16 protein-coding genes are annotated in these 18,289 nt (G+C 69.2%); 3 read left to right on the top strand and 13 right to left on the bottom strand.

The window, feature by feature from the left end:
* Positions 1-16 precede the first annotated feature (16 nt).
* The 3 genes from Y958_RS27135 to Y958_RS27145 form a co-directional block, all read right to left on the bottom strand.
* Positions 17-1,369: an amino acid permease gene (locus tag Y958_RS27135; protein WP_211098731.1), complete on the bottom strand. Its 1,353-nt coding sequence runs from the start codon at positions 1,367-1,369 to the stop codon at positions 17-19.
* A 124-nt stretch (positions 1,370-1,493) separates the two neighbouring features.
* Positions 1,494-1,769, bottom strand: a complete 276-nt coding sequence (locus Y958_RS27140) for a hypothetical protein (RefSeq protein WP_088874966.1) — start codon at positions 1,767-1,769, stop codon at positions 1,494-1,496.
* A gap of 71 nt (positions 1,770-1,840) precedes the next feature.
* Positions 1,841-2,617 (bottom strand): DUF899 domain-containing protein, encoded by a 777-nt coding sequence (locus tag Y958_RS27145; RefSeq protein ID WP_088874967.1) that lies wholly within the window; start codon positions 2,615-2,617, stop codon positions 1,841-1,843.
* Positions 2,618-2,732: 115 nt separating this feature from the next.
* On the opposite strand from Y958_RS27145, the gene Y958_RS27150 reads away from it, so the two are divergent.
* Complete coding sequence (locus tag Y958_RS27150; protein ID WP_088874968.1) at positions 2,733-3,953, top strand: helix-turn-helix domain-containing protein; 1,221 nt, start codon at positions 2,733-2,735, stop codon at positions 3,951-3,953.
* Between the two features lie 32 nt (positions 3,954-3,985).
* Positions 3,986-4,621: a Vgb family protein gene (locus tag Y958_RS27155; RefSeq protein WP_088874969.1), complete on the top strand. Its 636-nt coding sequence runs from the start codon at positions 3,986-3,988 to the stop codon at positions 4,619-4,621.
* A gap of 10 nt (positions 4,622-4,631) precedes the next feature.
* Here the strand turns inward: Y958_RS27155 and Y958_RS27160 are convergent, their stop codons facing one another.
* Complete coding sequence (locus Y958_RS27160) at positions 4,632-7,589, bottom strand: ATP-binding protein (RefSeq protein ID WP_088875274.1); 2,958 nt, start codon at positions 7,587-7,589, stop codon at positions 4,632-4,634.
* A 305-nt stretch (positions 7,590-7,894) separates the two neighbouring features.
* Here Y958_RS27160 and Y958_RS27165 point away from each other — a divergent pair, with 305 nt between their 5' ends.
* Positions 7,895-9,046 carry an MFS transporter gene (locus Y958_RS27165; protein WP_211098733.1) on the top strand — a complete coding sequence of 384 codons (1,152 nt, stop codon included), beginning with the start codon at positions 7,895-7,897 and terminating at the stop codon, positions 9,044-9,046.
* Between the two features lie 22 nt (positions 9,047-9,068).
* Here Y958_RS27165 and Y958_RS27170 read toward each other — a convergent pair whose 3' ends face one another.
* The 9 genes from Y958_RS27170 to Y958_RS27210 all read right to left on the bottom strand — a co-directional run bounded on the left by Y958_RS27170 (position 9,069) and on the right by Y958_RS27210 (position 18,271).
* Entirely contained in the window at positions 9,069-9,533 is a 465-nt protein-coding gene (locus tag Y958_RS27170; protein WP_004273309.1) for a DUF1348 family protein, read from the bottom strand.
* Between the two features lie 38 nt (positions 9,534-9,571).
* Positions 9,572-10,132, bottom strand: a complete 561-nt coding sequence (locus Y958_RS27175) for a cytochrome P460 family protein (RefSeq protein WP_088874971.1) — start codon at positions 10,130-10,132, stop codon at positions 9,572-9,574.
* 10 nt (positions 10,133-10,142) lie between these two features.
* Positions 10,143-11,222: an alpha/beta fold hydrolase gene (locus tag Y958_RS27180; protein WP_088874972.1), complete on the bottom strand. Its 1,080-nt coding sequence runs from the start codon at positions 11,220-11,222 to the stop codon at positions 10,143-10,145.
* Between the two features lie 113 nt (positions 11,223-11,335).
* Positions 11,336-12,763, bottom strand: coding sequence for an aldehyde dehydrogenase family protein (locus Y958_RS27185; RefSeq protein WP_088874973.1), 1,428 nt, complete (start codon positions 12,761-12,763; stop codon positions 11,336-11,338).
* A 22-nt stretch (positions 12,764-12,785) separates the two neighbouring features.
* Entirely contained in the window at positions 12,786-13,577 is a 792-nt protein-coding gene (locus tag Y958_RS27190) for an alpha/beta fold hydrolase (protein ID WP_088875275.1), read from the bottom strand.
* Positions 13,578-13,617: 40 nt separating this feature from the next.
* Positions 13,618-14,886, bottom strand: coding sequence for an epoxide hydrolase family protein (locus Y958_RS27195; protein ID WP_088874974.1), 1,269 nt, complete (start codon positions 14,884-14,886; stop codon positions 13,618-13,620).
* A 145-nt stretch (positions 14,887-15,031) separates the two neighbouring features.
* Positions 15,032-15,757 (bottom strand): GntR family transcriptional regulator, encoded by a 726-nt coding sequence (locus Y958_RS32910; protein WP_040844969.1) that lies wholly within the window; start codon positions 15,755-15,757, stop codon positions 15,032-15,034.
* Between the two features lie 54 nt (positions 15,758-15,811).
* Positions 15,812-16,696, bottom strand: coding sequence for an N-acetylmuramic acid 6-phosphate etherase (locus tag Y958_RS27205; RefSeq protein WP_088874975.1), 885 nt, complete (start codon positions 16,694-16,696; stop codon positions 15,812-15,814).
* On the bottom strand, positions 16,697-18,271 hold the full coding sequence (locus Y958_RS27210) for a sodium:solute symporter family transporter (RefSeq protein WP_088874976.1): 1,575 nt from the start codon (positions 18,269-18,271) through the stop codon (positions 16,697-16,699).
* Between the last annotated feature and the right edge of the window lie 18 nt (positions 18,272-18,289).

The raw sequence follows: 18,289 nt of genomic DNA on the forward strand, positions 1-18,289 counted from the left end.
GCGTCCCGCCCGGCGGTCATCCCCTCTTGGCCACCTGCCAGCCGATGACCATCGCCACCACCCAGGCGGGTGCTACGTAGACGGCCAGGCGGGTATTGTCGTCAAACGCCAGCAGCACCAGGGTCAGGGCGAAGAAGGCCAGCGTCAGATACCCGCTCCACGGCGCGCCGGGCATGCGATAGGGCGAGGGCGCCACCCGGCCCGCCGCCACGGCGCGGCGGTAGAACAGGTGGGAAATGATGATGATGGACCAGGTCCACAGCTGGATCACCACCACCGTGCTCATCACGTAGATGAAGGCCTGCTCGGGCGCCACGTAGTTCACCAGCACGCCGGCCAGCATGAAGACCACCGAGGCGATGATGCCGCGTGTGGGCACGTGCTGGTCGCTGAGCGTGGCGAAGTAGGCCGGCGCCTCCTTGGCGTTGGCCAGGGTGTGCAGCATGCGGCCGCAGGAGAAGATGCCGCTGTTGCAGGCCGAGGCGGCGGCCGTCAGCACCACGAAATTGATCACCCCGGCGGCGGCGGGAATGCCGAAATGGTCGAACACCGTGACGAAGGGGCTGAAGTTCGGCGAGATCTGATCCCACGGCACCAGCGACATGATCACCACGATGGCACCGATGTAGAACACCAGGATGCGCAGCAGGGCGCCGTTGATGGCGCGCGGCAGGGTCTTGCCCGGATCCTCCGCCTCGCCCGCCGTCACGCCGATCAGCTCGATGCCGCCGAAGGCGAACAGGGCGGCCGGGAAGACCAGCAGGGTGGCCATGGTGCCGTTGGCGAAGATGCTGCCGTGGGTCCACAGGTTGGAGACGCTGGCGTGGGTGCCAAGACCGCCGGCGTCGAAGCCCAGCACCGCCACGCCGAAGATCAGCAGGGCGACGACGGCCAGGACCTTGATCAGGGCGAACCAGAATTCAAACTCGCCGAACACCTTCACGCTGCGCAGGTTGGCGGCCAGCAGCACGCCCAGCATGGCCAGCACCGGCACCCATTGCGGCAGGTCGGGGAACCAGTAACGGATATAGACGCCGACCGCCGTCAGCTCGGCGATGCCGACCATCACCCACAGGAACCAGTAGGACCAGCCGGAAACGAAGCCGGCCCAGGGCCCCACGAATTCCTGGGCGTATGTCGCGAAGGACCCCGCCACCGGGCGGTAGAGCAGCAGCTCACCCAGCGCCCGCGCCATGAAGAACACCGCCATGCCGCCCAGCGCATAGGCCAGCAGCAGGCTGGGCCCCGCCTTGTGGATGGCCTGCGCCGATCCCAGGAACAGCCCCGACCCGATGGCGCCGCCCAGTGCGATCATCTGCACATGACGGTTTTTCAGGCCGCGAACCAGCCCTTCCGACGCTTCACTCACGCGGCACCGCCAGCGGATTGATCACAAAACATTAAAATCCCTCTCCCGAAAATTCTTATGTTACTTGACCAAAGCACGACGCTTGCCCGTTCCCAGGTAATTCAAGGTTTCCGCCAGTCAATCTTTACTTGGGCAGAAGGGTCATATCATCTTTTCGGCGCGGTGGCTGCCCCAGATGCGGGCTGGGTTGGCGGGCCGCCGGCGCCAGCCAGGGCCCCAGGTGGAAAATGGCCATCAGCAGGTACATCTGCGTCATCCCGCCCAGGGGCCACGCGTCCGCCGGGGTCATGCAGAGCATCGCCGGCTGCGCGGCCTCCTGAACGCCCGTGACCGCCGCCATGACGGCGAAGGTCGGTGCCGCGGCCAGGCGCAGCCAATCCGCGATACGTGGAAATCCCATATCTCGCATCCCTGTGGAAGAAGGGGAAGGGCCCGGGATGCCGCCAAGACGCCGCCCCCGGGCCGCCCGCTTCAGCGTTGCGGACCGTATTCGTCATGCCGGCGCCACCAGACGCCGCTCTCGTTGCGGCCCAGCGGCGCGCGGTCCAGCCATTGGTAGGCGCCCCACAGGCTGTCCAGGCCCCGCGCGTAGGTCGAGTAGGTGTGGTAGAGGGCGCCATCGTCGCCGCGCGCGAAGGCGCTCATGCCCGGCCGGTCGCGGGTATAGGTGGGCGCGTCGGTGCCGCAGGTCGCCGCGAATTGGGCCACAGGCTCCGGTACGGCCGTCGTCGCATCCATGGCGTGGCCGCCGCGCTTGTAGTTGTACTCGATACGGCCGTCGCGCTGCTCCGCCTCGGTGAAGGCGACGTTGTAGTCGAAATTGAAGTCGCCGCCGGCCGATGACACCCAGGGGAAGGTCCAGCCCATGCGCCGCTTATAAGCCTGCAGCTTGGCCAACGGCGCCCGCGACACCGCCACCAGCGCCACGTCATGGTTGGCCAGGTGGATGGCGAAGCCGTTGAACCCGTCCGCGATCATGGAGCAGGAGGGGCAGCCCGCCGTGTAATCGGGCCCGAACATGAAGTGATAGACGATCAGCTGCGAACGCCCGTCGAACAGGTCGGCCAGCGTGGCGGGGCCGCCGTCGGTTTCGAAGCGGTAATCCTTGTCCACCCGCACCCAGGGCAGGGCCCGGCGGCGTTGTGCCAGCGCATCGCTCTGGCGCGTCAGCGCCTTCTCCGCCTCCAGCAGGTCCAGCCGCGCCGCCAGCCAGTCTTCCCGCGTTCCCGTCACATGTGGTGTCATCATTTCCTCTCCGTCAGTATGTCCACCCGCCCCTGCGCCAGGGACAGGGGGCGGTGGTCGGGGCCAGACTGGGCCCGGGCGCCGGAGGGTCGGGAGTGACAAGTGTGACGGGATACGCATGGACTCGCTGATCACGGCCGCCGGACGGGCGTTGGCCCTGGGCGATCCGCTGGGCGCGCTGAACCGCGTCGCCCTGCGCGACGACCCGCCGGCCCTGGCATTGCGTGGCATCGCCATGGCGCAGCTGGGCGATCTTCCCCGAGCACGGGTGCTGCTGCGGGGCGCCATGCGCGGCTTCGGCCCGCAGGAGGCCGTGGCCCGGGCGCGCTGCGCCGTGGCGGAGGCGGAGATCGCGCTGGCCGCGCGCGACCTCGGCTTTTCAGCCGCGACGCTGGACCAGGCGCGCGGGGTGCTGGAGGCGCGCGGCGACCGCCTGAACGCGGCGCACGCCCGGTACCTGGAGATCCGGCGCCTGCTGCTGGTCGGCCGGCTGGATGAGGCGGAGGGGGCGCTGGCCCAGCTGGACCCCACCCCCTTCCCGCCCGCCCTGCGCGCCGCCCATGAACTGGTGGTGGCCGGCATCGCCCTGCGGCGCGTGCGGGCGAAACCGGCCCGCGCGGCCCTGGCCCGCGCCGGGCGCGCCGCGCGACAAGCCGGCATCCCGGCCCTGATGGCGGAGGTGGACGCTGCCGCCCGCGCCCTGACACTGCCGGCCGCCCGCCTGCTGACGCAGGGAACGCAGCGGCTGCTGACCCTGGAGGAGGTCGAGGCGCTGCGGGCCTCGACCATGCTGGTCGTGGATGCCTGCCGCCTGACGGTGCACGCCGGCGGCACCCTCATTCCGCTGACCCGCCGCCCCGTCCTGTTCACGCTGGCCCGCGCGCTGGCCGAGGCCTGGCCGGCCGACGTGTCGCGACGCGCGCTGGTGGCCCGCGCCTTCCGCGCCAAGGACGCCGATGAGTCCCACCGGGCACGCCTGCGGGTGGAAATCGGGCGGCTGCGCGCGTTGCTGCGGCCGCTGGCCCAGGTGCAGGCCACCAGGCAGGGGTTTGCCCTGCAGCCCTTGGAAGCGGCTGACGTGGCGGTGCTGACGCTGCCGGAGGAGGATGCGCTGGCCACCGTGCTGGCCTTGCTGGCGGACGGCGAGCCATGGTCCAGTTCCGCCCTGGCCATGGCGCTGGGCGCCAGCCAGCGCACCGTCCAGCGCGCGCTGGAAACGCTGGCGGCAGCAGGCAAGGCGCAGGCCTTCGGCCAGGGCCGGGCGCGGCGCTGGACCACCTCGCCCCTGCCGGGATTCACGACGACCTTGTTACTCCCCACCTTCCTGCCGGGCGATTAGCGTGGGACGGACATCCGACGGAGGCGACACCCATGAAACGATCAGCCGCTGAAATCCTGCGCGAATACGGCCCCTTCCCCGACGTCGACCGCGTGCATGGGGTGACCTATGACGGCCAGCAGGTCTGGTTCGCCGCCGGCGACCGGCTGAACGCCCTGGATCCGGAAGGCGGCACCGTGCAGCAGTCCATCGAGGTCGCGGCCCACGCCGGCACGGCCTACGACGGCCGGCACCTGTACCAGATCGCCGAGGATCGCATCCAGAAGCTGGACCCCGCCACCGGCCGGGTGCTGTCCACCATCCCCGCCCCGGCCGGGGGTGCCGATTCCGGGCTGGCCTGGGCGGAGGGCACGCTGTGGGTCGGGGAATACCGCGCCCGCAAGATCCACCAGATCGACCCCGAGACGGGAGCCATCCTGCGCTCCATCGAGACCAACCGCTTCGTCACCGGGGTCACCTGGGTCGACGGGGAGCTGTGGCACGGGACCTGGGAAGGGGGCGAAAGCGACCTTCGCCACATCGACCCGCGCACCGGCACCGTCCTGGAGCAGCTGGACATGCCGGCCGGGACCGGCATATCCGGCCTGGAATCCGATGGCGGCGACCGCTTCTTCTGCGGCGGCGGCGACAGCGGCACGCTGCGTGCCGTCCGCCGGCCCCGGCCTTGAGACTGCTGCATCACCAGGGCCAGGCCGACAGCGCGCCGCCGCCGCCGGCCGTCCCTGGCATATCCGCCAGCATGAGCAGCAGCTGATCGGCGGCACGCAGGTCGGCGGTATCCAGCCCTTCCTGGAATCCGTCGCGCAGGGGCCGCAGCAGGGCCAGCGCCCGGGCCGGCTGCCCCTGATCCATCCACAGGCGGGCAAGGTCGATCGCGGCCCGCAATTCCCAGGCCTTGGCCGCCTGCCGGCGGCTCCACGCCAGCGCGTCCTGCAACAGCGCCTCCACCTCCGCCGGGTCGCGGTCGGGCAAGGCCCGCAGGACGTCGGCCTTGACGCGCAACAGCTCGGGCATGCTGAACAACTCGCCATTGCCGGCGCAGCGGCCGACGGCGGCGTCCACCAGATCCAGCGCCTCCTCCTGCCGGCCGCTGAGCATGAGGCCCTGGGCCAGCGCCAGGCTGAAGGTGGTGGTCAGCAGCTCATACCGGGCGGCACGCAGGCGGGCCAGGCTTTCCTCCAGCCAATCCAGCGCCTCGCCGACATGGCCCCGCTGGATGGCCAGCTCCCCCCGCAGGCCGCCACTGGCGGCGATGTAGGGGCCCAGCGCGTTGACCTCGGCGGCGCGCGCGAAGTTGGCCAGGCTGACCTCCGCCTTCTCCAGGTCCCCCGCCCACAGGTCGACCGACAGCGTCCACAGCAGCGCGATGCAGTGGGTCACCGCGTGCTCCAGCCCCGCCGCCTCGCGCACGGTGCGGGCGGCCACGGCCCGGGCCTGGTCGGCCAGACCCAGCAGCCACAGCGTGCGGGCCAGCGCGATGCCCGAGCGATTGCGGTGATCGAAGCCAAAATAGACTGTCCACCGCCGGTCGGAGGGCATGCTCTGCCGGATGGAGAATTCCAGTTCCTGCCGCGCACGGGACTGGTCGCCGGCAAGATGATGGGAAATACCAGCCAGGGAGGCCGCGACGGCCGCCGCCTCCGGCGTGTCGATCACCCCGGCCACCTTCACCGCCATGTCGGCCCAGCCATGGGCCGTCGCGTAGTCGCCGATCCTCTCATGGAAGATCTGCAGGCGGCCCAGAAGGCGCAGCTGGTTCCAATGGTCGCCCAGGGTGGTGGCGACGGCCAGCGCGCGGCGCAGCGCCGTTTCCGCCGCCTCGCTATTGCCGCGGGTGAACATCAGCGCCAGGCCCAGCGCCGCCTGGATCTCAATCTCCACCGCCGTATCGCGGTGGCCGTCCAGGTGGGCCACGGCCCGCGCGCACCAGTCGCGGCATTCCACCAGCAGCGACATGTTGGTGAAAACAGGCACGCTCGCCGCCGCCAGGCGGACGGCCAGCGCCACGTCGCCATCGGGGCCGAAGCTCCAATCCAGGGCGCTGCGTATGTTGCCCAGCTGGCGCGAGAAGTAATGGAAGCGATCGAGGCAGCGCCGATCGGAAAAGGCCGGCTCCTCCAGCTTGGCCACGAAAAAGGCCGCGTGCCGCCGGGCAACGGCTTGGAAGGCCTGCGGTCCCCGGCCCAGCAGCTTTTCCCGGGCGTAGGCGCGTGTCATTTCCAGCAGGCGGTAGGTGCTGGCGTTGCCCAGCCGGTCGGGGGAGATCAGCGACTTGGTCGTCAGCTCATCCAGGGCCAAGACCGCCGCATCGGTGGGCACCTCCTCATCCGTCACCACCTGCAGCGCCGCGTCGATGGAGAACGGGCCCAGGAAGACCGACAGCCGTTCCAGGGTCAGGCGCTCCGCCTCCGGCAGAAGGTTGTAACTCCAATCCAGGGTGGCCTGCAGGGTCTGCTGGCGCGGCAGGGCGGTGCGGCGCCCGGCCCAGGCCAGGCTGAACCGCTCCCCCAGCAGCTGGGCCGTGGCCTCCAGCCCGTGGGCCGCCACCCGCACCGCCGTCAGTTCGATGGGCAGGGCCATGCCGTCCAGCCGGCCGCACATGTCGGACACCACCCGGACGGCATCGACATCGAAGCGCAGCGCGCTGTTGCCCGCCGACGCGCGCTCCACGAACAACGCCACCGCAGGAAAGGCCAGCAGCGCGTCCAGCGACAGGCCCTCGACCGCGGTGTCGGGATAGGCCAGCGAGCCCAGCCAATGCACATGCTCCGCCCGCACGCGCAGGGGTTCGCGGCTGGTGGCAACGATGTGGACATGGGGCGCGGCGTCCATGAGACGTTCCACCACCCGCGACACGGCGTCCACCAGGTGTTCGCAATTGTCCAGGATCAGCAGCAGATGTTCCTGCCGGATATGACCCAGGATGACGGCCATGGGGTCTTCGGACTGGACCAGTGCCCCCAGCGCGCCGGCGATGGCCGAGGCCAGCAGGGCCGGATCCTCCAAGGTGGCCAGGTCGACAAAGCGCACCTTGCCGGCGAAGTGGGGCATCAGCATGTGCCCCACCTCCACCGCCAGGGTGGTCTTGCCCACGCCGGCGGCGCCCACGATGGTGAAAAGCGGCGTTTCGGGTATGCGGCCGGTCAGCAGATGCACGTCCGTGTCGCGACCGAAGACGCGCGGCAGACGGGCCGGCAGGCGGCCGGCGGCCTCCATGGAGTAGGACCCGCCGTCACGCGGCAGCGGAGCCGCGACAGGCGACGCCTCTGCCACCGGCGCCGCGCGCTGCAGGGTGGCGACGAAGGCGTAACCCACCCCCACCTGGGTCGCGATGTAGCGGGCGCCGTTCTCGCCATCGCCCAGGAGCTTGCGCAGGCCCGCCATGTGGAAGCGCAGGCTGCCATCCTCCACCACCACGTCCGGCCAGACCCGCTTCAGCAGGTCACGCTTGGCCAGCACGCGGCCGGGCTGTTCCACCAGGGCGACCAGCAGGTCAAAGGTGCGGCCGCCGATCTCGACCGGGGCGCCGTCGCGGGTCAGCAGGCGCTCGCCCACGGTGAGGCGGAAGGGACCAAAGGTGACGGGGCCCTCCAGGGATGAGACCTGGATCGGGGGAATTTGGGAAGAGGAAGACATGTCGTTCACAAACTGCCGCCTTTTCGCAGCGCGGTCGAGTCACAAGCCATCGCCCGGGCCACGGAGGGCAGGCCCCGGCCGGAGGCGCGCGGACATCGAGGACAAGTGTGTGGTGCTTTCATCCCTTCCCCGCAAGTTAGAGCACGTTAGACCCTGTGAGACATAGGAATTCGGACCAGCCACCCGTATACAGCGGGCCCGGAACATGGTCAGTCTCAGCGATGCGAACGAACTGGTATTGCAAATTGGGAACCAATTCCCGCCGGGCATTCTGGACCTCGTTCGCGGGGTTCAGCCTGGATGCCATGGACGTGCAGTTGTACGCCTTCATGCTGCCCGTCCTGGTGGCCTTGTGGCATTTGACCCATGCGCAGGCCGGCCTGCTGGCCACAGTCACCCTGGTCTCTTCCGCCGCCGGTGGTTGGATCGCGGGGATGCTGGCCGACCGGCTGGGCCGCGTCCGGTTGCTGAAGATCACCATCCTGGGCCTGGCCATCTCCACCTGTTTTTGCGGCCTGGCCGACGATTATGTGTCCTTCCTGGCCGCGCGGGCGTTCCAGGGGCTGTGCTTCGGCAGCGAATGGACGGTGGGCGCCGTCCTGGTGGCGGAGGCCGCGCCCCCGGAATTCCGGGGGCGCATGGTGGGTGCCGCGCAGAGCGCCTGGCCGGTAGGCTGGGGCCTGGCCGCCGCCAGCGCCACCCTGATCCCCGCGCTGCTGCCGCCGGACTGGGGCTGGCGGGCGCCCTTCATGATCGGGCTGCCGCCCACCCTGCTTGTGTTTTTCTACCGCACGCGCATGAGCGAGACCGAGGCCTTCCTGCAATTGACGCGCGCCCGACCCGCGTGGAACGGCATCTTCGCCGCCCCCGTGCTGCCCTCCACCCTCAAGGGCTGCCTGCTGACCACCGGCATGCACGGCGGCTATTGGGCCATCGCCACCTGGTGGCCGGCCATGCTGAAGGCGGAGCGGGGGTTTTCCACCGCCACCGCCAGCCTGTACTTCGGCGCCCTGGTGGCCGGGTCCTTCCTGGGCTACGCCTTCGGCGCCTGGCTGGGCGACCGCAAAGGCCGGCGGGAGACGCTGGCCAGCTTCGCCCTGGGCGCCACCCTGCTGCTGCTGGCCTGCACGCTCTATCCCGTGTCCGACCAGGCGCTGTTGCTGTTGAGCTTTCCGCTGGGCTTCTTCGCGCTGGGCATGTTCAGCGTCATCGGCGCCGTCCTGGCGGAGCTATACCCGACGGCGCTGCGCGGGTCCGGCCTGGGCTTCTGCTATAATTTCGGGCGGGGCATGGCCGGCGTCACGCCCTTGCTGATCGGTAGCAGCATCCTGGGTCTGGGGCTCCGCCACGCCATCGGCCTGTACGCCACCGCCGCCTATGCCCTGGTGGTGGTGGCCGCCTTCCTGCTGCCCGAGACACGCGGGCGGGAGCTGAGGAGCGCGCCGGCGGACAGCTAGGACGGCGGCACGACCCCAAGACTTACAGCCCCAGTTCCGACAGCGAGGGGTGGTCGGCGGGCCGGGCGCCCAGGCGCCAGCGCAGCATGCGTTCGTGTTCCTGGATCGGGTGCTCGTTCACGCTGGTCAGGCGACGGCAGATCAGACCGGTTTCGTCATACTGCCACGCCTCATTGCCGTAGGCGCGGAACCAGGTGCCGCTGTCGTTGCGGAACTCGCTGGCGAAGCGGACGGCGACGCGGGCGCCATGTGACGCCCATAATTCCTTGATGGTCCGCATCTCGATCTCGCGGCGCCATTTGCGGGTGACGAAGGTCCGGATCTGCTCCCGCCCCCACAGGAAGTCGGCGCGGCTGCGCCAGTGGCAGTCTATGCGATGGCTGAGAACCACGGCGTCGAGATCGCGCAGGTTCCAGCCATCCTCCGCCGTCCGCACCCGTTCGATCAGGCTGGGGTCCAGAACCGGCGCCGCGTTATGCGTGGTCATGAGATGTCCTTAAATTCAAAGACGGCGACGCGGCCGCATCAGGGCGCATACCGGGTGAAGACATAATCCCGGTCCGCCACCAGCGCCTGGTGGCAGCCCCAGCAGGTCTCATGCTGGGCCTGGTCGGCCGGCTTGCCGTTGACGAAGCGGCCGAAGCCCCAGCCGCCGGTGGCGGCGTAGCGCTTGCTGTCCTTGACCATGATCTGCACCGTGGTCGCCGCCCCGGGGACGGAGGCGGTGGCGAATTCCGGCGACTGGGTATGCTTCCAAGCCAGCTTCACCAGGACGGTGCCGTCCGGGAACGGCAGCGTGCCCGCCTGGTAGGCCTTGATGGCCGTGGTGTTGCCCACGATGGCGCGCAGCTCATCCAAGGGCGCCGCCTCCTGCGCGGGTGCCACCAGTTGCCAGGCGCGATAACCCTCCGGGATGGTCACGCCATAGATGGGGGAGGCGGCGCCGGCATTGGCGCCATTCGGCCCCCCTTCAGCCGGCCCCCCTTCAGCCGGCGCCCCTTCGGCCGACGCCCCCGCCGGCGCCAGGGTCAGGGCCGTGGCGGCCAACGTGCCAGCCACCAGCAGCGCGCTTGTGAACAGTCGCATGGCGCGTCCCTCACATCTTGTCGGCATCGATGACGGCGCGGACGAAGTCGTCGGGCGCCTCCTGCGGCAGGTTGTGCCCGATGCCGCCGGTCACCAGGCGATGGGCGTACTTGCCGGTGAACTTCTTGGCGTAGGCCGCCGGCTCCGGATGCGGGGCGCCGTTGGCATCGCCTTCCATGGTGATGGTGGGGACGCCGATGGCGGGCGCCTGGGCCAGCCGCTTCTCCAGCTCATCGAACTGCGCCTCGCCTTCCGCCAGGCCCAGGCGCCAACGGTAGTTGTGGATGACGATGTCGACATGGTCGGGGTTGTCGAACGACGCCGCCGAGCGGTCGAAGGTGGCGTCGTCGAAGCCCCACTTCGGCGAGGCCAGGCGCCAGATCAGCTTGGAAAACTCATGGGTATTGGCGCCATAGCCGGCCCGGCCGCGCTCGGTGGCGAAATAGAACTGGTACCACCACTGCAGCTCCGCCGCCGGCGGCAGGGGGGCCTTGCCGGCGGCCTGGCTGCCGATGAGATAGCCGCTGACCGACACCATGGCCCGGCACCGCTCCGGCCACAAGGCGGCCAGGATGTTGACCGTACGGGCCCCCCAGTCGAAGCCGGCGACCACGGCCTGGCGGATGTTCAGCACGTCCATGAAGGCGATGGCGTCCACGGCCAGGGCCGCCTGCTCGCCATTGCGCATGGCGTTGGCGTCGCGCAGGCGCGTTGTGCCATAGCCGCGCAGGTGGGGCACGATCACGCGATAGCCGGCGGCGGCCAGCTTGGGCGCCACCTCGGCGTAGGCGTGGATATCATAGGGCCAGCCGTGGAACAGCAGCACCGGCTTGCCATCGGCGGGCCCGATGTCGGCATAGCCCACGGTCAGGGGCCCGGCATCGATCCGCTTCAGCGACGCGAAGGGATCGGCGCCACCGGCCACTGGTTTCCCGGCGGGAGTACCCGTGGGAGTGGCCGGCGCCGCGCGGGCGGGCTCGGCGGTCCCCAGGGTGGCCCCGAAGGTGGCGGCCACGGCCGCCGCGGCGCTGGCGCCCAGCAGCTGGCGCCGCCGCTGGTCGATCTTGTCGAAGGGGTTCGTGAGGTTCATGACCCAATCACCTTTGATCCGGCGGGGGGTGTCCCGTCCCGCCCGCGTTGCATTTTCGTCAGGGCCCAGGATAGCGATCGGTGCCGGACAGGCCCGTTATGTGTCGTGAGACCTTATGAGCGGGCCGCCCCGATGACGGCTTTCAGCTCCAGATGCGCCTCGATGCCGAAGGCGCCATATTCCCGCCCCACGCCGGATTGCTTGAAACCGCCGAAGGGGGCCAGGGGCTCGTGCGTCAGGGCGTTGATCGCCACCCGGCCGGCATCGACGCGGTCGGCGATGGCCCGCGCCCGACCCATGTCCTGGCCGATGATGTAGGCGTGCAGTCCGTAGGGCGTGTCGTTGGCGATGGCCACGGCGTGGTCGTCATCGTCATAGGCGATGACGCACAGCACGGGGCCGAAGATTTCCTCCCGAGCGATGGTCATGTCGTTGGTCACGTCCGCGAAGATGGTGGGCTGGACGAAATAGCCACGCGTGATGCCTTCCGGCCGGCCGGGACCGCCGGTAACCAGCCGCGCGCCCTCCTCCAGGCCCTTGCGGATATAGGCCTGGACGCGATCGTACTGGCGGTGGTTCACCAGGGGCCCCAGGGTGGTGCGCGCGATCCGGGGGTCGCCGGGCACCACGTCCCGCATCGCGACCCGGAGTGCCTCGCAAAAAGCGTCCACACGGGCGCGGGGCACCAGGATGCGGGTGCCGGCGATGCAGGCCTGGCCGTTGTTGGCATAGCCGATGGACAGGGCCAGCGCCGCCGCCTTGGCCAGGTCGGCGTCGTCCATGACGATGGTCGGCGACTTGCCGCCCAGTTCGAGGGTCACACGGGCCATGCGCTCCGCCGCCGTGCGCAGGATGGATTTGCCCACGGGCGTGGACCCGGTGAAGGAGATTTTGCAGACATCAGGATGGGCGGCCAGGGCCTGGCCCGCCACGACGCCACGACCGTTGACGACATTGACGACACCGGCCGGGGCACCCGCCGCGTGCAGGCATTCGGTGAACAGTTGCACCTGCCAGGCGCTGTATTCACTGGGCTTGACCACCACCGGGCAGCCGGCCGCCAGCGCCCCCGCCATTTTCACGCTGATGGCGTTGTAGACGCTGTTCCAGGGCACGATGTGCGTAGCGACGCCCACAGCCTGGGCCACCACCTCCACCTCATTGATGCGGCGGGTGAAGGCGTAGTCCTCCAGCAGCGTGGCGGCGGCCAGAAAATTGTTCGCCGCCAGGCCGGCGCGCCAGCGCGCCTGCTCGATGGGACCGCCATATTCCAGGATGGTGGCTTCGGTCAGGTCGTCGGCGCGGCGGCGCACCGCCTCCGCCAGGGCGTTCAGCAGGTCCATACGTTCCTGCCGGCCGCTGCGCGACCAGGTGGGGAAGGCCCCGACGGCGCTGGCCACCGCCCGCCGGGCATCCTCCTCATCCGCCAGGACCAGAACGCCCATGGGCGCTTCGGTCGTGGGGTTGAGCAACAGCAGTTCCTCGCGGCCATGGGCCGGCTGGAACGTGCCGCCGATATAGACTGTGTCGATGCGGTACATGGACCTTCCCCCTTTCCTGCAATCAGGGCGCCGGGCTGGCGGCCGCCTTTTCGATCAGGGCGGCGACGGTGCCGGGATGCGACACCATCACGACGTGGGAGCCGCCCTTGACCACCACCGTCCCGTGGGAATGCGCCCGCTCGGCCATGAAGGCCAGGGCCTGGGGTGGGATGTTCCTGTCCTGGTCGCCATAGACGAACCAGGACGGGACGTGGTGCCAGGCGCCCTCGCCCGACGCCTCGCCCAGGGCGGCCTGGGCGATGGGGCGCTGCGTCGCGGCCATCAGCTTGGCCTCCGCCGCCGGCAGGTCGGCGGCGAACTGGTCGGGGAAGCGTTCCTGTTGGATATAGAGGTCCTTGCCCCCGTCCGACAGGGTCACGGCCGGGGCCAAGGTGGGGGCCAGCGTGCTGCCGGGGAACTTGCCGCTGAGGCCGGCCGCCGTCTCCCCCGTGTCGGGCGCGAAGGCGGCCACGAACACCAGGGACCGCACGTTGGCCTTGCCGTTGGCCGCTTCGCTGATGACGGAACCGCCATAGGAATGGCCGACCAGCACCACCGGCCCCGGGATGCTGGCCACGACGTCGGCCACGGCGGTGGCATCGCTTTTAACACCGCGCAGCGGGTTGGCGGCGGCCACCACCGGATAGCCGTCCTTTTCCAGGATGCGGATGACACCGTTCCAGCTGGACGCGTCGGCGAAGGCGCCGTGCACCAGGACGATGGTGGGCTTCGGGGGCTTGGCGACCATTTCGGCGGCGGCGACGCCGGCCGTCAGCAGCGCCACCGCGGTGGCGGCGGCGAAGAGCTTCTTCATGATCATTTCCTTGAGAGGGAAAAGGGAGAGAGAGGGTCGGTCAGCGCAGCGAGCGGAAGGCGGCGCGCACCTCGGCCGTGAACAACTCGGGCTGTTCCCAGGAGGCGAAATGGCCGCCGTTGCCGGCCTCGCTGAAGTAGACCAGGTGGTGGTAGCAGCGTTCCGCCCAGGTCTTGGGCGCGCGATAGATCTCACCGGGGAAGACGGTGACGGCGACCGGCAGCGTCTTGATCTCGATGGCGTTGAAGTTGTTGGAGTGATCTTCCCAGTAGATGCGCGCGGCCGAGGCCCCGGTGCGAGTCAGCCAGTAGAGGGAGATGTCGTCCAGCATCTCCTCCCGCGTCAGCACGCGTTCCGGCTGGCCCCCGCTGTAGGTCCAGGTCGCGAACTTGTCGTACATCCAGGCGGCCAGGCCGGCCGGACTGTCCAGCAGGGAATAGCCGATGGTCTGCGGCCGCGTGACCATCATGTCGGCATAGCCGGAGCTGTCGCGGTAGAAGGTCTCCAGCGCGTCGAAGGCCGCCCGCTCCTGGGGGGTGAGCGACACCGGGGCCGGGCCACCGGCCTTCAGGATGGCCGCGATCTCCTTCGGCACCGTGCCCGGCATGTTGAGGTGGATGGCCATCAGGCCGGGCACGTTCTGCAGGGCCATGCGCTGCGAAATGACGGAACCGCAGTCGCCGCCCTGGGAAACGTAACGCTCATACCCCAGGCGGCGCATCAGCGTGCCCCAGGCGCGACCGACATGGTCGGACCCCCAGCCCTTCGCCGAGGGCTTCCCCGAAAAGCCGAAACCGGGAATGGAGGGAATGACCAGGTGGAAGGCGTCGTCGGCGCTGCCACCATGAGCCGTGGGGTTGGTCAGCGGGTCGATGACCTTCAGGAACTCCAGGATGGACCCCGGCCAGCCATGGGTCATGATCATGGGCAGGGCCTTGGGGTGCCGGGACTTCACATGGATGAAGTGGATGTCCAGCCCGTCGATCTCGGTGATGAACATGGGCAGCGCGTTCAGCTTGGCCTCAAGCTTGCGCCAGTCGTAATCCGTGCCCCAGGTGCGCAGCAGCGACTGCATGGTGGCCAGCCTGACCCCCTGGCTGTCGTCGGGCACGGTCTCGGCCTCGGGCCAGATGGTGGCGTTGACACGCCTCTTCATCTCGGCCAGCGCCTCATCCGGGATCTGGACCTTGAACGGGCGGATGGCTTCGTCGCCCGTGGCGGCCCGTACCGCGCCGGGCAGGGCGCCGAGGGCGCCGGCCGCCGCCGTGGCGGCCAGGAAATGACGGCGTGTCGCCGGGGGGAAATTCATCGATCGCTTCCCTTTTCCGCAGAGGATAGTCCCACGGCGAAATCAGTAAGCGAGAGACGGGCGCCCCGCCCGTTATGGCTTGTGATGCGGTATTGGCGGCTGTCAGCCGCGCCCCCGCTCTAACCACCAGACCGGCCGACGGGCGTCATTCGCAGCGCAGGTCGCTCATGAACTCATAGCGGTCGCCGCGATAGGCCGAGCGGGTGAATTCCACCGGCGTGCCATCGCCCAGGCGGGTGACGCGCTCGATGCGCAGCACCTCGGCATTCTCCTTGACGGAGAAGATGCCGGCCTCCGTCGGCGTGGCGAGCGAGGCGCGGATGCGCTGCTGGCCCTTCACCGGGCGATAGCCGTGGGTGCCCAGGGCCTCGTACAGGGAATCGCCCAGTTCCTCCAGCGCCGGCAGGAAGCGCGCCGGCACGACCGCATGCTCTATGGCCAGCGGTTCCCCATCCGACAGGCGGATGCGGCTCAGCCGCGCCACCTTGGTCACCACCGGGATCTCCAGCATGGCCGCCTCATCCTCCGTGGGGCTGGCGTAGGCCTTCATCATCCAGATGACGCCGGGCTTGTCGCCGCGCCGGCGGGCATCGTCGCTGAAGCCGCTGAGGAAGGCCGGGGCCTCTATCCGCGGCGCCACGAAGGTGCCCGACCCGTGCTTGCGGAACAGCAGCCCTTCCTCGATCAGCTTGTCGATGGCCTTGCGGATCGTCACCCGCGACATGCCGGTCAGGTCGCTGAGATTACGTTCCGACGGCAGGGCGTTGCCGGGGTCGATACTGCCCGATGCGATCTGTTCCCGCAGTTTCCGCGCGAGCTGCAAATAAATCGGGGTGCTGTCTTCGGGCTGGGGGGCCAGTTTATCGCGCATCGGGATCACATATCGCAAAGATGGAGAGGGTCAAAAAATGGGGATGGTTAGACGTCAAAGGGGACCATGGGCCAAGGCCGACTTCAGGTCTTTCGGATATAGCGACAAGAGTGCGTCGGCCTCCACCGGGGGGCGCCCCGAAGCGACAAGGACGGCCTTGCGGATGTTATAGTCCGAAACCTTCAGCGCGTCCTCCGCCTCTACTTCGGAGACACCCGTCAATTCCTGTACGATACCGCAGGCACGGCGCGCCAGCTTTTCGTTGGAAACCCGCATGTCCACCATCAGGCCGCGGTAGACCAGCCCTAATCTTAGCATCATTGTCGTGGATAAAAGGTTAAGGACCACCTTCTGCGCCGTGCCCGCCTTCATGCGGGTGGACCCGGCGACAGGCTCGCCCCCCGTCTCCGCCAGGATGGGGTGGTCGCTGGAGCTCAGCAGCAGGCTGCCGGGATTGTTGGCGATGCCGATGGTCAGGGCGCCGGCCGCCCGCGCCGCCGCTATGCCCGCCACGGTGAAGGGCGTGCGGCCGCTGGCGGCCACGCCGATGGCGACATCGCTGGGGCCCAGAGCGGCCGCCGCGATCTGGGCGCGGGCGTCAGCCTCATCATCCTCCGCCCCCTCCACGCTTTCCGTCACGGCCAGGGTGCCGCCCGCCAGCACGAACACCAGACGGTCGGCCGGCCAATTGTAGGTGGGGGTCAGTTCCACGCCATCCTGCACCGCGATGCGGCCGGAGGTGCCGGCGCCCATGTAGACGATGCGCCCGCCGTCACGCAGCCGGTCGGCCGCCGCCTCGCTGGCGGCGGCGATGCGGTCCAGCTGGCCGTAAACGGAGGACACGGCGGCAAGCTGCCCCTCCAGCATCGCCTCCAGCGCGACCTTGGTCGGCCATTCGGCGATCTCGACGAAGCGTCGGCCGTAGGTTTCGGTGGACATTCAAATCTCCTGAAGGCGCGCGCGCCGCGTGGCGCCATCCGTCTGGCGGACGGCGCGTCCGCACGCGCATAGGGCGAAGGCGGCCAGCGTTCCCACGCACAGCTGCCACGGAAAGGCGAGGTTCTGCAGGCCCGCCGGCAGGGACAGGGCCCGGGCCACGGCGGGCTGCAGGGCCAGCACGACGAGGAAGCCGCCGGCCAGCGCCACCATGACCGAGACGCTGGAGCCCCGCTTGGTGAACAGGGCGGTGAAGTAGACACCCAGCAGCCCGGCATAGGCGAAGTTCATGACCGACAGCACGAAGTCCAGCAGCGGCGCCCGGGTGTAGTGCTGCCAGTAGTAGGAGCCGATGGCCATGACCAGGGTGGCGGCACTGACCGCCGCCATGCCGAAGCGGCCGGCCATGACGTAATGGTGTTCACCCGCCTGGTGCCTGGCGGCGTGCCAGGGGCGGTAGAAATCCTGGATCAGCACCGACGACATGGCGTTCAGCGCCGACATGGTGGTGCCCACCGCTGTGGCGATGACGCCGATGGCCATCATGCCGCGGATGCCGGCCGGCGCCTCCGTCAGGATGAAGTGCATAAGGACGGTGATGTCCTCGCCCTGGAAGGCGCGGGCGGGCCCGGCGCCGGCCGCCGCGGGCCCGCGATAGAACAGGTAGAGCAGGCTGCCGATGGCGATGAACAGCCAGACGATGGGGATGGCGGCGGCGATGGACAGGTACAGGCCCTTGGCGCTGGTGCGCGCGTCGCGGCAGGCCAGCAGGCGCTGCGTCGTGTCCTGGTCCAGCGCATAGTTGCCGATGAACAGCAGCACGATGCCGGTCAGCGACGCCCACAGGCTGAACGGGGCGGAGAGGCTGGCCGTGAGGTCGAACAGGCGCAGCTTGTCATGGCCATCCGGGGCCGCCGACAGGGTTTGGATCATGTCGCCCAGCGGCATGTCCAAGCGGTGCAGCAGCAGCAGCGTAATGCCGATGGCGGCGCCGACATAGACGATGAACTGCAGCAGGTCGATCCAGACGATGGCCTTCAGCCCCTTGTGAAAGGCGAAAAGGAAGGACGCCAGGATGAGGAAGGCAGACGCGACGGAGACATTGGCCGCCGTGACGGTGCCAAAGATGATCATGGCCACGGCGATAGCCGCCAGATACAGGCGGGCGCCGCCGGCGATGATGCGGCCCACCAGGAACATGCCGCCCGCCGCCTTCATGGCCGACGGGCCGAAGCGCTGGCCCAGCAGCTCATACACCGTGGTGACGTTGTTGGCGTAGAAGCGGGGGATGAAGACGTGGGCGACGATCACCACCGCCAGGAAGGCGCCGAGGAAGGTGCTGAGATAGGTGAAATCACCGCGATAGCCGAAGTCGGGACCGCCCAGGAAGGTGGCGGCGGACTGGGTGGTGGCCAGGACGGAGATGGCGGCCAGCCAGGCCGGAACCTGTCCCGACGCCAGGAAATAATCCCGGGCGTCGCCGCTGTCCTGCCGGTTGACGGCGTAGCCCACGCCGGCGACGGCCAGGAAATACAGGCCGACGACCATCCAGTCCCAGCCAGAGAAAGCGCCACTCATACCACCCCCAACACCTTG

It is taken from the genome of Nitrospirillum viridazoti CBAmc, assembly GCF_000730165.1.
GTDB lineage: Bacteria > Pseudomonadota > Alphaproteobacteria > Azospirillales > Azospirillaceae > Nitrospirillum > Nitrospirillum viridazoti.